This is a genomic window from Streptomyces sp. NPDC058371 (assembly GCF_042723265.1).
In the GTDB taxonomy this organism is placed as follows: Bacteria; Actinomycetota; Actinomycetes; order Streptomycetales; family Streptomycetaceae; genus Streptomyces.
The window spans coordinates 1-14,284 of record NZ_JBHXJC010000006.1 but is presented as its reverse complement, the minus strand read 5'-3'; the positions used below and the strand labels follow the sequence as shown (position 1 = coordinate 14,284).

At 69.1% G+C, this 14,284-nt stretch carries 13 protein-coding genes; 10 read left to right on the top strand and 3 right to left on the bottom strand.

The annotated features are described in order from the left end of the window. Positions 1-72 precede the first annotated feature (72 nt). Positions 73-1,587 carry a type VII secretion integral membrane protein EccD gene (eccD, locus tag ACFWM2_RS19725; protein ID WP_383281164.1) on the top strand — a complete coding sequence of 505 codons (1,515 nt, stop codon included), beginning with the start codon at positions 73-75 and terminating at the stop codon, positions 1,585-1,587. 80 nt (positions 1,588-1,667) lie between these two features. Further along, a complete protein-coding gene (locus tag ACFWM2_RS19720; RefSeq protein WP_383281161.1) occupies positions 1,668-3,170 on the top strand; it encodes a PQQ-binding-like beta-propeller repeat protein in 1,503 nt (500 codons plus the stop codon). A gap of 40 nt (positions 3,171-3,210) precedes the next feature. On the opposite strand, the gene ACFWM2_RS19715 is transcribed toward ACFWM2_RS19720, so the two are convergent. Next, a complete protein-coding gene (locus ACFWM2_RS19715; protein WP_383281158.1) occupies positions 3,211-3,507 on the bottom strand; it encodes a DUF397 domain-containing protein in 297 nt (98 codons plus the stop codon). Positions 3,508-3,778: 271 nt separating this feature from the next. Here ACFWM2_RS19715 and rpsO point away from each other — a divergent pair, with 271 nt between their 5' ends. The 5 genes from rpsO to ACFWM2_RS19690 all read left to right on the top strand — a co-directional run bounded on the left by rpsO (position 3,779) and on the right by ACFWM2_RS19690 (position 9,230). Continuing rightward, positions 3,779-4,066 carry a 30S ribosomal protein S15 gene (gene rpsO / locus ACFWM2_RS19710; protein ID WP_020128575.1) on the top strand — a complete coding sequence of 96 codons (288 nt, stop codon included), beginning with the start codon at positions 3,779-3,781 and terminating at the stop codon, positions 4,064-4,066. A gap of 330 nt (positions 4,067-4,396) precedes the next feature. After that, entirely contained in the window at positions 4,397-6,616 is a 2,220-nt protein-coding gene (locus ACFWM2_RS19705) for a polyribonucleotide nucleotidyltransferase (RefSeq protein WP_383281155.1), read from the top strand. Then, on the top strand, positions 6,613-7,992 hold the full coding sequence (locus ACFWM2_RS19700; RefSeq protein ID WP_383281152.1) for a M16 family metallopeptidase: 1,380 nt from the start codon (positions 6,613-6,615) through the stop codon (positions 7,990-7,992). The genes ACFWM2_RS19705 and ACFWM2_RS19700 overlap by 4 nt, the downstream gene beginning before the upstream one ends. Before the next feature lie 27 nt (positions 7,993-8,019). Next, positions 8,020-8,772, top strand: coding sequence for a 4-hydroxy-tetrahydrodipicolinate reductase (gene dapB / locus ACFWM2_RS19695; protein WP_383281149.1), 753 nt, complete (start codon positions 8,020-8,022; stop codon positions 8,770-8,772). Between the two features lie 5 nt (positions 8,773-8,777). Next, positions 8,778-9,230: a hypothetical protein gene (locus tag ACFWM2_RS19690; RefSeq protein WP_383281146.1), complete on the top strand. Its 453-nt coding sequence runs from the start codon at positions 8,778-8,780 to the stop codon at positions 9,228-9,230. Positions 9,231-9,321: 91 nt separating this feature from the next. Here the strand turns inward: ACFWM2_RS19690 and ACFWM2_RS19685 are convergent, their stop codons facing one another. Together ACFWM2_RS19685 and ACFWM2_RS19680 are read right to left on the bottom strand one after the other, a co-directional pair. Then, positions 9,322-9,879, bottom strand: coding sequence for a PH domain-containing protein (locus tag ACFWM2_RS19685; RefSeq protein ID WP_383281144.1), 558 nt, complete (start codon positions 9,877-9,879; stop codon positions 9,322-9,324). 122 nt (positions 9,880-10,001) lie between these two features. Then, entirely contained in the window at positions 10,002-10,241 is a 240-nt protein-coding gene (locus ACFWM2_RS19680; RefSeq protein WP_383281141.1) for a hypothetical protein, read from the bottom strand. Positions 10,242-10,484: 243 nt separating this feature from the next. Here ACFWM2_RS19680 and thyX point away from each other — a divergent pair, with 243 nt between their 5' ends. The 3 genes from thyX to ACFWM2_RS19665 all read left to right on the top strand — a co-directional run bounded on the left by thyX (position 10,485) and on the right by ACFWM2_RS19665 (position 14,156). Next, positions 10,485-11,225, top strand: a complete 741-nt coding sequence (gene thyX, locus ACFWM2_RS19675; RefSeq protein WP_383281138.1) for an FAD-dependent thymidylate synthase — start codon at positions 10,485-10,487, stop codon at positions 11,223-11,225. 210 nt (positions 11,226-11,435) lie between these two features. Continuing rightward, a complete protein-coding gene (gene dapA / locus ACFWM2_RS19670; RefSeq protein ID WP_383281136.1) occupies positions 11,436-12,335 on the top strand; it encodes a 4-hydroxy-tetrahydrodipicolinate synthase in 900 nt (299 codons plus the stop codon). Between the two features lie 135 nt (positions 12,336-12,470). Further along, positions 12,471-14,156, top strand: a complete 1,686-nt coding sequence (locus ACFWM2_RS19665) for a ribonuclease J (RefSeq protein WP_383281133.1) — start codon at positions 12,471-12,473, stop codon at positions 14,154-14,156. Positions 14,157-14,284: the final 128 nt, after the last annotated feature.

The following is a 14,284-nucleotide window of genomic DNA, read 5'->3' as shown; positions in this document are numbered from 1 at the left end:
GAGCGGGTGGGGCAAACAGGCGCAGGACCTTCACACCGCAGACTCGGAATCATCACTGAGGGGGATCAGCAGGTGAGCATGACGGCCTCCGCGACGGCCACCGGAGCCGGCGGAACCGGCCCGGGAGGCCCGGCCGGGGCGGGGACGGGACTCGGGTTCTGCCGGGTCACCATCGTCGCGCCCGACAGCCGGATCGACGTGGCACTGCCCGACGACATCCCCGTCGCCGACATCTATCCGGAGATCCTGCGGCTCTCGCAGCAGAGCCCCGCCGAGGGCGCCCCGGTCGGCTACCACCTCGTACGCCGCGACGGCACGGTCCTCGACAGTTCCCGGTCCTTCTCTGCCCAGCGCATTCTCGACGGTGAACTCCTCACGCTGCGCCCCTTCTCGGACTCGCTGCCGCCGGCCGTCTTCGACGACGTGTCCGAGGCCGTGGCCTCCGCGGTCACCCGGGAGCACGCGCTGTGGAGCGGTGACCTGACCCGCGGCGCGGGCCTGGTCGGCGGGGGTGTCCTGCCGACGCTGCTCGCCTTCGTCGCCTGGACCGCCGATCCGCGGCACGACATGCACAGCCTGCCGGGCATCCTCGCGGCCGTCACCGGCGTACTCCTGGTGATCCTCGCCGCCGTTCGCGCGCGGGTCTACGACGACCGGACCTCGGCGATCGCGCTCGGCCTCGGCGCCCTGCCGAACATCGGGGTGGCGGGCTCCGGACTGCTGTCCCTCGCCGACGGCCAGGGTGTCGGCAAGCTCCAGTTCCTGCTGGCCTGTGCGGCGGTGCTGGTGGCCTCGGTGGTCCTGACCCTCTGCTCGCCGCGGGGCGACGGCCCGTTCGTGGCCTTCGTGGCCGCCTCCGCCATCGGCGTGGTCACCGTGTTCGTGGCGCTTCTCGCGCACTGGACCCCGACCGAGACCGCAGCGCTGTGCGCTCCGCTCGCCGTATGCGCCCTGGCCTTCCTGCCCGGCCTCTCCATGCGCTTCGCACGGCTCCCGATCGGCTTCGACCCGCCGAACAACACCCAGCGCAGCGCGTACGGCGCCGACCCCGCTCCGCCGGAGCCGGTCGACGCCGAACGCATCGAGGCGCAGGCCCGCCGCGGCCACGAGCTCCTTGTCGGTCTGGTGGGCGGCTGTGCCGTCGTCGCCGTGGGCGCCTCCGCGGTGCTCGGTTTCTCCGACGACATCTGGGGCCAGTTGCTCGCCTGCGTCACCGGAGTCGCGCTGCTGATGCGCGCCCACCTCTTCCGCTACACGGCACAGGTCGCGCCCATCCTGGCGGCGGGCCTCGCCTCCCTGGTCCTGCTCGGCCTCGGGCTGGCGCTGAACCCGCCGCTGTCGCTGATGCGCGACGCCCTGAGCGGGGACCGGGCCGACCTCGACATCCGTACGGTCTGGCTCGTCGCCGTGATCGCCGCGGCCGCCGCCGTGGTCACCGCCCTGGGCCTGATCCTGCCGCGCGGCGGCCTCACCCCGTTCTGGGGCCGCTTCCTGGAGATCGCCGAGGGCTTCGTCCTGCTGACGCTGGTGCCGCTGGCACTGGCGGTCTTCGACGTGTACGCGGCCGCCCGGGCCATGACCAGCTGACAGACAAGCGACACCGTTCGTCGAGGCGCACGCACGCGTGCGTCTCGACGGCGTGCGGTCGAGTGGAAGGACAGTCCCGCGTGAGCTTCGGCCCGCCCCCGTCCGTGTTCACCCAGTCCGCGCTGTCCGCGGACAGCGCGCGCAAGAAAAGGCGTCGCACCACGGCGATCGCCGCGGTGGCCCTTGTGGTCGTCGCGGCGCTGGGCGTGGGCGGCGGACTGTTGTACGCGGAGCACGACAACTCGCCGGCGCACGCCGGACCGCAGGCTGCCGCCCAGGCTCCGGACGAGGTCAGGGAAACGGTCGAGAAGCTCCCGAGGACGCCCCAGGGCGCGATGGTCGCCGACACCTCGGAGGACCACCTCGAAAAGAACGTGGACGACCCCCGCTACGCGCCGGGCACCTGGGCGACGGACAAGATCTTCGCCAAGGGCGTCGCCAAGAAGATCACGGGCTACAAGCTCGACTCCTACGGTGGCGAGGAGGCGTGGACCATCAAGCTGGACGGCCACCTCTGCGCGACCACCGGGCACGTGACAGCGGACGGCCGTACCGCCGTCGTCGTCCAGCCGAGCAAGCCCGAGGGGTCCAAGACCGCGGGTGTCTGTGACGAGGTGCTCTTCCTCGACCTCGACACCGGCAAGAAGCTCTGGCGGGCGAAGATGCCCGAAGCCACCACCGCCTACGTGACGAACACCAACCTGACCATGACGCGGGGCACCGTGGCCGTGGCCTGGGGCCGGGGCTCGGTGGCCTACGGCATGGCGGACGGCAAACAGCTCTGGAAGAGCACGAACGTCTCCCGCTGTGAGGACGCCGGATTCGCCGGCGGCCGCGGTCTGCTCGCCCTGGTCAGGTGCGGCGCGGCGCCGAACGCGAAGTACCAGGTGGAGAAGCTCGATCCGCGTACCGGTAAGACCAAGTGGACGTACAAGGTCGGCGCGGGCATCACGACTGTCTACCTGCCGTCGTCCGATCCGCCGGTGCTCGCCGTCGGGGCCGGGGACAGCACGGTGACCGACCTGATCACTCTCGACGGCACGGGCAAGCACCTGGCCACGGTCTCCCTGCACGGCGACCGCTACGACCCCATGTGCGGCAGCCGCTACTCCAGCTCGCTGCTCTTCGGAGTGGTGGAGGCCTGCGACGGGATGGTCGTGGGTCGCACCGAGGTCTTTGTCGCGAGCAAGGACGAGTGGAAGCCCGATCAGGAAGAGAACTGGATCACGGGATTCGACCTGGCGACGGGCAAGGCACTGCGCAAGTTCGACGGCCGGGCGGGCGCTCTCGTGCACCCGCTGAGGATGAGCGGCGACCAGCTCCTGATCTACCGGGGGAGCCGCGACGGCATCTCCCCGGCGGCGGTGCTCAGCGTGGACCCGGGCACTGGCAAGGAGACGCCGTTCCTGCTCTTCAACGTGCCTGAATCGGACCCCGGTGACGACGACCTGGACAACCCCGAGGAGTCCGACATCATCGTGGAGCACGGCCGGGTCTTCTTCGCGAAGAGGCAGCTCTACGCGGACGACAAGCACCCCAAGTACCCCGTCCGGGTGGCGCTCGGGATAGGGAGCGGCACGTAGCACGACGGCGGGAGACCGGCGCGAGCCGCTCCCCGCCCGGCTACTCGGCGGCGGAACCCCCGCTGCCCGGCGCACCCTCAAGATCGAACTCCCCGTCCCGCGCCCCCAGGACGAAGGCGTTCCACTCCGCCTCCGTGTAGCGCAGGACCGTGTCCGGGTCCAGGGACGAGCGCATGGCCACGGCACCGCCGGGGAGATACGCGATCTCGACCCGCTCCTCGTGCTCCTCCGTGCCCGGCGCGCTGTGCCACTCGGCGCCCGAGATGTCGAGGGCGTAGAGCTCGTCCTTCTCGCGCTCCTTGCGCGCCCTGACGTCCTTGTCCTCTGCCTCCGCCATGCGAAGCGACCCCTTCCGACGCACGAAAAGCACTGACGATCCGAGCGCTCACCCTAGTGGCCGCCGCCGCCCCGCCCGGGGCGCTTTCGGGACCCGGGCCGACACGTCCCCGCAGGCTGGTACGCTGTGTAACGGCCGTTTGTGTACGCACCCCCGGAGCAGCCCTCTGGAGGTCGCGCCCAGCGGATCCCCGCCTCCCGAGTTACGGAAGCTCCCCTGAGAAGTGGACCAGGGGCACTCGGTGGCCATCAGAAGACTACGAGGAGTACGCGTGCCGCTCGACGCCGCTACGAAGAAGCAGCTCATCACCGAGTTCGGTCAGAAGGAGGGCGACACCGGCTCTCCCGAGGTCCAGGTCGCCATGCTGTCGCGCCGGATCTCGGACCTGACCGAGCACCTCAAGACCCACAAGCACGACCACCACTCCCGCCGTGGTCTGCTGATCCTGGTCGGTCAGCGCCGCCGTCTGCTGCAGTACCTTGCCAAGAAGGACATCCAGCGCTTCCGTGCGCTGGTCGACCGCCTGGGCATCCGCCGCGGCGCTGCGGGCGCCAAGTAAGACGTCGTGAAGGGAGCGGTTCCCACTTCGAGGGGGGCCGCTCCCTTTGCTGTACGTGCGGAGTGTCACTTCCTCTTTGTAGTGTGGTAGCACAACGCAATACGTACGACACCGCGTGATACCGCCTACCCGCACCGGGTATGCGCCATCACGAACTGAACGAGGAGAAGCGCGCCTCGCCGCCGCCGGTCCTCGGTAGTGGCCCCCGGGGAAGTGACCGGGTGCTTCGATCGAAGACCGGCCCGCACCAGACGGAGCGCTTCTCCGCCACCGTCCCCCTGCCACACGGGCAGAAGGGACGAAAGACGACAAGTATCGGAGAAAACGCTAGTGGAGAACGAGACCCACTACGCCGAGGCCGTTATCGACAACGGTTCCTTCGGCACCCGCACCATCCGCTTCGAGACGGGCCGGCTGGCCAGGCAGGCCGCCGGCTCCGCCGTCGCGTACCTGGACGACGACACCATGGTGCTGTCGGCCACCACCGCCTCCAAGAAGCCCAAGGAAAATCTCGACTTCTTCCCCCTCACGGTGGACGTCGAGGAGCGGATGTACGCCGCCGGCAAGATCCCCGGCAGCTTCTTCCGCCGTGAGGGCCGTCCCTCCGAGGACGCCATCCTCACCTGTCGGCTGATCGACCGCCCGCTGCGCCCGTCCTTCAAGAAGGGCCTGCGCAACGAGATCCAGGTCGTCGCCACGATCATGGCGCTCAACCCCGACCACCTGTACGACGTCGTGGCGATCAACGCCGCGTCCGCGTCCACGCAGCTGGCCGGTCTGCCCTTCTCCGGCCCGATCGGCGGCGTTCGCGTCGCGCTGATCAACGGCCAGTGGGTCGCGTTCCCGACGCACACCGAGCTCGAGGACGCCGTCTTCGACATGGTCGTCGCCGGTCGCGTCCTGGAGGACGGCGACGTCGCGATCATGATGGTCGAGGCCGAGGCCACGGACAAGACGATCACGCTCGTCCAGGGCGGCGCCGAGGCGCCGACCGAGGAGGTCGTCGCCGCCGGTCTGGACGCCGCGAAGCCCTTCATCAAGGTGCTCTGCAAGGCCCAGGCCGACCTCGCCGCCAAGGCCGCGAAGCCGACCGGCGAGTTCCCGGTCTTCCTCGACTACCAGGACGACGTCCTGGAGGCCCTGACCGCCGCGGTCAAGAGCGAGCTCTCCCAGGCGCTCACCATCGCCGGCAAGCAGGAGCGCGAGACCGAGCTGGACCGCATCAAGGAGATCGCCGCCGAGAAGCTGCTCCCGCAGTTCGAGGGTCGCGAGAAGGAGATCTCCGCCGCGTACCGCTCGCTGACCAAGTCCCTGGTGCGCGAGCGCGTCATCAAGGACAAGGTCCGCATCGACGGCCGTGGCGTCACGGACATCCGTACGCTCGCCGCCGAGGTCGAGGCCATCCCGCGCGTGCACGGCTCGGCGCTGTTCGAGCGTGGCGAGACCCAGATCCTGGGCGTCACCACCCTGAACATGCTCCGCATGGAGCAGCAGCTGGACACCCTCTCCCCGGTGACCCGCAAGCGCTACATGCACAACTACAACTTCCCGCCGTACTCCGTCGGTGAGACCGGCCGCGTCGGCTCCCCGAAGCGCCGCGAGATCGGCCACGGCGCGCTCGCCGAGCGCGCGATCGTGCCGGTCCTGCCGACGCGCGAGGAGTTCCCGTACGCGATCCGTCAGGTGTCCGAGGCCCTCGGCTCCAACGGCTCGACGTCCATGGGCTCGGTCTGCGCCTCCACCATGTCGCTGCTGAACGCCGGTGTGCCGCTGAAGGCCCCCGTCGCCGGTATCGCCATGGGCCTGATCTCCCAGGAGATCAACGGCGAGACGCACTACGTCGCCCTCACCGACATCCTCGGTGCGGAGGACGCCTTCGGCGACATGGACTTCAAGGTCGCCGGCACCAAGGAGTTCGTGACCGCCCTCCAGCTGGACACCAAGCTGGACGGCATCCCGGCCTCCGTCCTGGCCGCGGCCCTCAAGCAGGCCCGCGACGCCCGCCTCCACATCCTCGACGTGATGATGGAAGCGATCGACACGCCGGACGAGATGTCCCCGAACGCCCCGCGGATCATCACGGTCAAGATCCCCGTGGACAAGATCGGTGAGGTCATCGGCCCGAAGGGCAAGATGATCAACCAGATCCAGGAGGACACCGGCGCCGACATCACGATCGAGGACGACGGCACCATCTACATCGGTGCCGCGCAGGGCTCGCAGGCCGAGGCCGCTCGCGCAGTGATCAACGGCATCGCCAACCCGACCATGCCGGAGGTCGGCGAGCGTTACCTGGGCACCGTCGTGAAGACGACGACCTTCGGTGCGTTCGTGTCGCTGCTCCCGGGCAAGGACGGTCTGCTGCACATCTCGCAGATCCGTAAGCTCGCCGGCGGCAAGCGCGTGGAGAACGTCGAGGACGTCGTCGGCGTGGGCCAGAAGGTCCAGGTCGAGATCGCCGAGATCGACTCCCGCGGCAAGCTCTCCCTGATCCCCGTGATCGAGGGCGAAGACGCTGAGGACGAGAAGAAGGACGACACCGACAAGTGACGTCCAGTAGCTCCACGGCGACGGCCCGCACCTCTTCGGAGGCGCGGGCCGTCGGCCGTACCCAAACCCTCATCAAGGGCCAGAACGGCATCGGTACGGTCCGTAAGACCACCCTCCCGGGCGGCCTGCGCATCGTCACCGAGACCCTCCCCTCCGTACGCTCCGCGACCTTCGGTATCTGGGCGAACGTCGGCTCCCGCGACGAGACGCCGGCGCTGAACGGCGCGACGCACTATCTGGAGCACCTCCTCTTCAAGGGCACGCACAAGCGCAGCGCCCTCGACATCTCCTCGGCCATCGACGCCGTCGGCGGCGAGATGAACGCCTTCACGGCGAAGGAGTACACGTGCTACTACGCGCGTGTGCTCGACACGAACCTCCCGCTCGCCATCGACGTCGTGTGCGACATGCTCACCGGCTCGCTGATCGAGCAGGCGGACGTGGACGCCGAGCGCGGAGTGATCCTCGAAGAGATCGCGATGACCGAGGACGACCCGGGCGACTGCGTGCACGACCTGTTCGCGCACACGATGCTCGGCGACACCCCCCTCGGCCGTCCGGTCCTCGGCACGGTCGACACGGTCAACGCCCTCGGCGCCGACCGCATCCGCCGCTTCTACAAGAAGCACTACGACCCGACGCACCTCGTGGTCGCCTGCGCGGGCAACGTCGACCACAACAAGGTCGTACGCCAGGTGCGCGCCGCCTTCGAGAAGGCGGGCGCCCTCAAGGGCCCGGACGCCACGCCGGTCGCCCCGCGCGACGGCCACCGCGTCCTACGCACCGCGGGTCGCGTCGAGCTGCTCGGCCGCAAGACCGAGCAGGCCCATGTGGTCCTCGGCATGCCGGGCCTGCCCCGCACAGACGAACGCCGCTGGGCCCTGGGTGTCCTGAACACCGCCCTCGGCGGCGGCATGTCCTCCCGCCTCTTCCAGGAGGTCCGGGAGAAGCGCGGCCTGGCCTACAGCGTGTACTCGTACACCTCGGGCTTCGCCGACTGCGGTCTCTTCGGTGTGTACGCGGGCTGCCGGCCCAACCAGGTCCACGACGTGCTGAAGATCTGCCGGGACGAGCTCGACCAGGTCGCCGAGTACGGTCTCTCGGACGACGAGATCGGCCGCGCCATCGGCCAGCTCCAGGGCTCCACGGTCCTCGGCCTGGAGGACACCGGCGCGCTGATGAACCGTATCGGCAAGAGTGAGCTGTGCTGGGGCGAGCAGATGTCCGTCGACGACATGCTGGCCCGGATCGCGTCGGTCACCCCGGACGAGGTCCGCTCGGTCGCCCACGACATCCTGGGGCAGCGGCCCTCGCTGTCGGTCATCGGCCCGCTAAGGGACAAGCAGGCGTCCCGACTGCACGATGCGGTCGCGTAACACCCGTCTCACGTAAGGAACCAAGCAATGAGCAAGCTGCGCGTGGCGGTCCTCGGCGCCAAGGGCCGGATCGGATCCGAGGCGGTTCGCGCCGTCGAGGCAGCCGAGGACCTGGAGCTGGTGGCCGCGCTCGGCCGGGGCGACAAGCTGGAGACACTGGTCGACGGCGGCGCCCAGGTCGTGGTCGAACTGACCACACCGGGCTCGGTCATGGGCAACCTCGACTTCTGCGTACGGCACGGCATCCACGCCGTGGTCGGTACGACGGGCTGGACCGACGAGCGCCTCGCGCAGCTCAACACCTCGCTGGCCGCGTCGCCGGAGACGGGTGTGCTCATCGCCCCGAACTTCTCCATCGGCGCCGTACTGACCATGAAGTTCGCCGCGGTGGCCGCTCCGTACTTCGAGTCCGTCGAGGTCATCGAGCTCCATCACCCGAACAAGGTGGACGCCCCCAGCGGCACCGCCACGCGCACCGCCCAGCTCATCGCCGCGGCCCGGGAGCGGGCGGGCAGCACCCCGCAGCCCGACGCCACGGTGACGGCCCTGGACGGCGCCCGCGGCGCCAACGTCGACGGGGTCCCGGTGCACGCGGTCCGCCTGCGCGGTCTGCTCGCCCACCAGGAGGTACTGCTCGGCGGCGAGGGCGAGACCCTCACCATCCGCCACGACTCGCTGCACCACAGCAGCTTCATGCCGGGCATCCTGCTGGGCGTGCGCCGCGTGGTGACCACGCCGGGCCTGACCTTCGGCCTGGAACACTTCCTGGATCTCGGCTGACCGTCATGCGCGCGAAGATCACCTACGCCGTCACGGCCGCCGTCCTGGTCGTCTACTTCGTCCTGGTCGGCAGCCGCGGTGTGCTGCTCATCCAGAGCGGCACCCTGATCACCGTCCCGTTCGGTGTCGCGGTGCTGATCCTGCCGGTCATCGGCCTCTGGTTCCTCTGGAAGAACACCCAGTTCGTCCAGAAGGCCAACCGCCTCGCCGCCGAACTCGACGCCGAAGGCGGCCTGCCCGTCGACGAGTTGAAGCGCACCGCGGGCGGCCGCATCGACCGCGATTCGGCCGACGAGGTCTTCGCCCGGCGCAAGGCCGAGACCGAGGACTCCCCGGACGACTGGCGCAGCTGGTTCCGGCTCGCGATCGCCTACCACGACGCCCGTGACACCCCGCGCGCCCGCAAGGCGATGCAGCGCGCGATCGCCCTGCGCGAGGGAAGGACCGTAGAGGCCTGACCGCCCTACGACCGACAGGAGTCGCACGAAAGGGGCCGGTCCGCGATGAGTGGACCGGCCCCTTCCGTCACGTCACGCGGTGGATTCTGCCTCAGACCCGCCGGTACTCGTCGGCCCACACCTCGATGGAGTCGGCCGCACGGTCGAAGGCCTCCATACGCGCCAGGAAGTCGGCGTTGTGCGTGGTGAGCAGCGGCGTCAGGTCGTCGGGCGCACGATCCGCGCGTACGAGGACCAGCGCCTGCCCCTGCACCGTGCGCGGCAGCCCGAGCCAGCGCACCGGCTGTTGGACCGTGCGTACCGCGGCGACCTGTGCCCAGGGCGTCGTGCCCGTGCGGAAGAAACTCACCCGGCGCAGCCCCTGGGCGCTCACCCACACGCCCACGCGCAGCAGGCGCAGCGCGCACAGTATGACGAGCAGCGCCCCGCCGAACGTGATCGCGGCACCGGGCAGCGTCCCGGCGACGGCGATGATCACAGCGGCGAAGAGGACGTACGAGGCGAGCAGCAGGACGAGCGCGGCCGCGCCCACCCGCCACGGCCCGGGCCGGTAGGGCCGCCGCCAGTGGTCGCGGTCGTCGAACGGCAGCGCGAGATCGTCGGCCGCCTCGTCAAAAGCGCGGTCCGCCGTCAGGAAGGGCAGGGGCACGACTGATCCTCACTCAATCCAGCACGGGCTGTGCCCGGTGAGGCTATCGAGCCGGGTCCCTGCTCACCACCCTTGGGGGGCCAGAGGGGTACCTCCTGCGCCATTGCGGCGGCGGGGAGGCGTCAGCGGCCGGTCGATGCTTCGGAGTGCTGTGTCGTCGTGGGGGACTGGTCCTGGGACAGGGCGGGTGTCCCGATGAGCAGAGCGCCCACGATGCCGGCGACCACGGTGAGCCCCATGAGCCAGCGCCCGGCTATCTGTCCGACGGAGGCACGTCGGCGGGGCGGGGGAGCGACATTGCTGCGGAACTTGTCGGCTTCGGCGATGAAGGCGAACGGGACGGGCTCGCGCCGACGGAACATGGGCGGTGCTTCTCCTCTGGAGACGGGAAGGGATCGGATCGCGCGACTCGCTCGGGCCCGGGGACTCGAACGGATCGCTGTCACCAATACAGACGAGCGAACGGCCCAAGAGGTGCCCTGTTTCACCGAATTCGCAGAAGTTCGCCGCCGAATGTCGCGGCACGGCACCGAACGCCCCGTTGTCGGTGCCGGGCCGTAGAGTGGACGCCGCCCGAGCCTGTGATGGGAAGGACCCTCTCCACCGTGACCGACACCCCCGCCGACGACCTCAAGCCCAGCTTCCGCAGCGAAGTCACCGTCGAGCTGGTCAAGCACACCGCTTCCGACTCGGACGTGCTGTTCGCCGCCCGCGTCTCGACCGTCGGTGAGCAGTCGCTGGACGAGCTGAAGAAGGACCCGGAGCGCTCCAAGGGCCTGCTGAACTACCTGATGCGGGACCGGCACGGCAGCCCCTTCGAGCACAACTCGATGACGTTCTTCATCAGCGCTCCGATCTTCGTCTTCCGCGAGTTCATGCGGCACCGCGTGGGCTGGTCGTACAACGAGGAATCGGGGCGGTACAGGGAGCTCCAGCCGGTCTTCTACGTCCCGGACGCGTCCCGCAAGCTGGTCCAGCAGGGCCGCCCGGGCAAGTACGTCTTCGTGGAGGGCACCCCGGCCCAGCAGGAGCTCACGGGCCGTGTGATGGAGGACTCCTACCGACGGGCGTACGAGGCGTATCAGGAGATGCTCGCGGCCGGTGTGGCCCGCGAGGTCGCCCGTGCGGTCCTGCCGGTCGGAACTTTCTCGTCGATGTACGCCACGTGCAACGCACGCTCGCTGATGCACTTCCTCGGCCTGCGCACACAGCACGAACTCGCCAAGGTCCCGTCCTTCCCGCAGCGGGAGATCGAGATGGTCGGAGAGCTGATGGAGGCGGAGTGGGCCAGGCTCATGCCGCTCACGTATGCGGCCTTCAATGCCAACGGGCGCGTGGCGCCGTAGCGCGCTTCCACACCCCGTCCGGCACAGATGTGCGGATCAGCCGAGCGAAGTGTCCGTATTGCGGCATTTCGAGAAGTTCATCTAGCCTGATCAAACGGACCCGGCACTGCTTGAACCCCCGAGCAGGCAGTGCCGGGCTCCATATTTGTCACGACTTGTCGCGTGCCCCGAGGGCAGACCAGGTATTGAGCAGCGAGTAGCGTGTTACCCATGGCTCCGACCTCCACTCCGCAGACCCCCTTTGGGCGGGTCCTCACCGCTATGGTCACGCCCTTCGCGGCGGACGGCGCACTCGACCTCGACGGCGCGCAGCGGCTCGCCGCCCACCTGGTGGACGCAGGCAACGACGGCCTGATCATCAACGGCACCACCGGCGAGTCCCCGACCACCAGCAACGCGGAGAAAGCGGATCTCGTACGAGCCGTGGTCGAGGCGGTCGGTGACCGCGCCCACGTGGTGGCGGGCGTCGGCACGAACGACACGCAGCACAGCATCGAGCTGGCCCGCGCGGCGGAGCAGGCCGGGGCGCACGGCCTGCTGACCGTCACGCCGTACTACAACAAGCCCCCGCAGGAGGGCCTGTACCGGCACTTCAAGGCCATCGCCGACGCGACGGAACTGCCGGTCATGCTCTACGACATCCCCGGCCGCAGCGGCGTACCGATCAACACCGAGACGATCGTCCGTCTCGCCGAGCACCCGCGGATCGTCGCCAACAAGGACGCCAAGGGCGACCTCGGCCGCGCCAGCTGGGCCATCGCACGCTCCGGTCTCGCCTGGTACTCCGGCGACGACATGCTGAACCTGCCGCTGCTCTCCGTGGGCGCGGTCGGCTTCGTCTCCGTCGTCGGCCACGTCGTCACCCCGGAGCTGCGCGAGCTGCTCGACGCATACCTCTCGGGCGACGTCCAGAAGGCCACCGAGATCCACCAGAAGCTGCTGCCGGTCTTCACCGGCATGTTCCGCACTCAGGGCGTCATGACGACCAAGGCCGCACTCGCCCTCCAGGGCCTGCCCGCCGGGCCGCTGCGCGCCCCGATGGTCGAACTTTCGGCCGAGGAGACCGCCCAGCTCAAGATCGATCTTGCCGCCGGCGGGGTACAGCTCTAACCACAGACTTCATAACTGAATACGCACGATCAGCAGGCCACGGAGCCTGCACCACACAGACAACTGCTACTGCACGAACGTCACGCGCGCCACGTGCCTTGCCAGGTACGTGGCGCGCGTGGTGAGGAGAGTCTTTTGAGTCATCCGCATCCTGAACTCGGTGCCCCGCCGGTCCTCCCGAACGGCGGCCTACGGGTCACCCCGCTCGGTGGCCTCGGTGAAATCGGCCGAAACATGACGGTCTTCGAGTACGGCGGCCGCCTTCTGATCGTCGACTGCGGAGTGCTCTTCCCCGAGGAGGAGCAGCCCGGAATCGACCTGATCCTGCCGGATTTCACGTCCATCAGGGACCGCCTCGACGACATCGAGGGCATCGTCCTCACGCATGGGCACGAGGACCACATCGGCGGCGTCCCCTTCCTCCTGCGGGAGAAGCCGGACATCCCGCTGATCGGCTCCAAGCTGACCCTCGCCCTGATCGAGGCGAAGCTCCAGGAACACCGCATCCGCCCGTACACGCTCGAGGTCGCCGAGGGCCACCGTGAGCGCATCGGCCCCTTCGACTGCGAGTTCGTCGCGGTCAACCACTCCATCCCGGACGCGCTCGCGGTCGCCATCCGCACCCCCGCGGGCATGGTGGTCCACACCGGCGACTTCAAGATGGACCAGCTTCCGCTGGACGGCCGTCTCACGGACCTGCACGCGTTCGCACGTCTGAGCGAGGAAGGCATCGACCTCCTTCTCTCGGACTCCACGAACGCCGAGGTCCCGGGCTTCGTCCCGCCCGAGCGCGAGATCTCGAACGTGCTGCGCCAGGTCTTCGCCGGCGCCCGCAAGCGCATCATCGTGGCGAGCTTCGCCAGCCACGTGCACCGCATCCAGCAGATCCTGGACGCGGCCCACGAGAACGGCCGCAGGGTCGCCTTCGTCGGCCGTTCGATGGTCCGGAACATGGGCATCGCGCGGGACCTCGGCTATCTGAAGGTCCCACCGGGCCTGGTGGTGGACGTCAAGACGCTGGACGACCTGCCGGAGAGCCAGATCGTGCTCGTCTGCACGGGTTCCCAGGGCGAACCGATGGCCGCGCTGTCCCGCATGGCCAACCGCGACCACCAGATCCGCATCGTCCAGGGCGACACGGTGATCCTGGCGTCGTCGCTCATCCCGGGCAACGAGAACGCGGTCTACCGCGTCATCAACGGCCTGACCCGCTGGGGCGCCAACGTCGTCCACAAGGGCAACGCCAAGGTGCACGTCTCCGGCCACGCCTCGGCGGGCGAGCTCCTGTACTTCTACAACATCTGCAAGCCCAAGAACCTGATGCCGGTCCACGGTGAATGGCGCCACCTACGGGCCAACGCCGAGCTGGGCGCTCTCACGGGTGTCCCGCACGACCGCATCGTGATCGCCGAGGACGGCGTCGTCGTCGACCTCGTCGGCGGCAAGGCCAAGATCTCCGGCAAGGTCCAGGCGGGATACGTGTACGTCGACGGCCTCTCGGTCGGTGACGTGGGCGAGCCGGCGCTGAAGGACCGACGGATCCTCGGCGACGAGGGCATCATCTCGGTCTTCGTGGTGATGGACGCCAGCACCGGCAAGATCACCGGCGGCCCCCACGTCCAGGCACGTGGCTCAGGCATCGAGGACTCGGCCTTCACCGACGTCATCCCGAAGGTCAAGGAGGTCCTGGAGAAGTCGGCTCAGGACGGCGTCGTCGAGCCCCACCAGATGCAGCAACTCATCCGCCGCACGCTGGGCAAGTGGGTCTCCGACAACTACCGCCGGCGCCCGATGATCCTCCCGGTCGTCGTCGAGGTCTGACCTCTCCACGCCCCAACCCGGAGCGGGGGGGGGGGGGGGGGGGTGTGGGGGGGGGGGGGGGGGGGGGGTGTGGGGTTTGTTTGAGGGGGGAGGAAGAAAAACAAGACAAAACAAACACAAAAACAAAA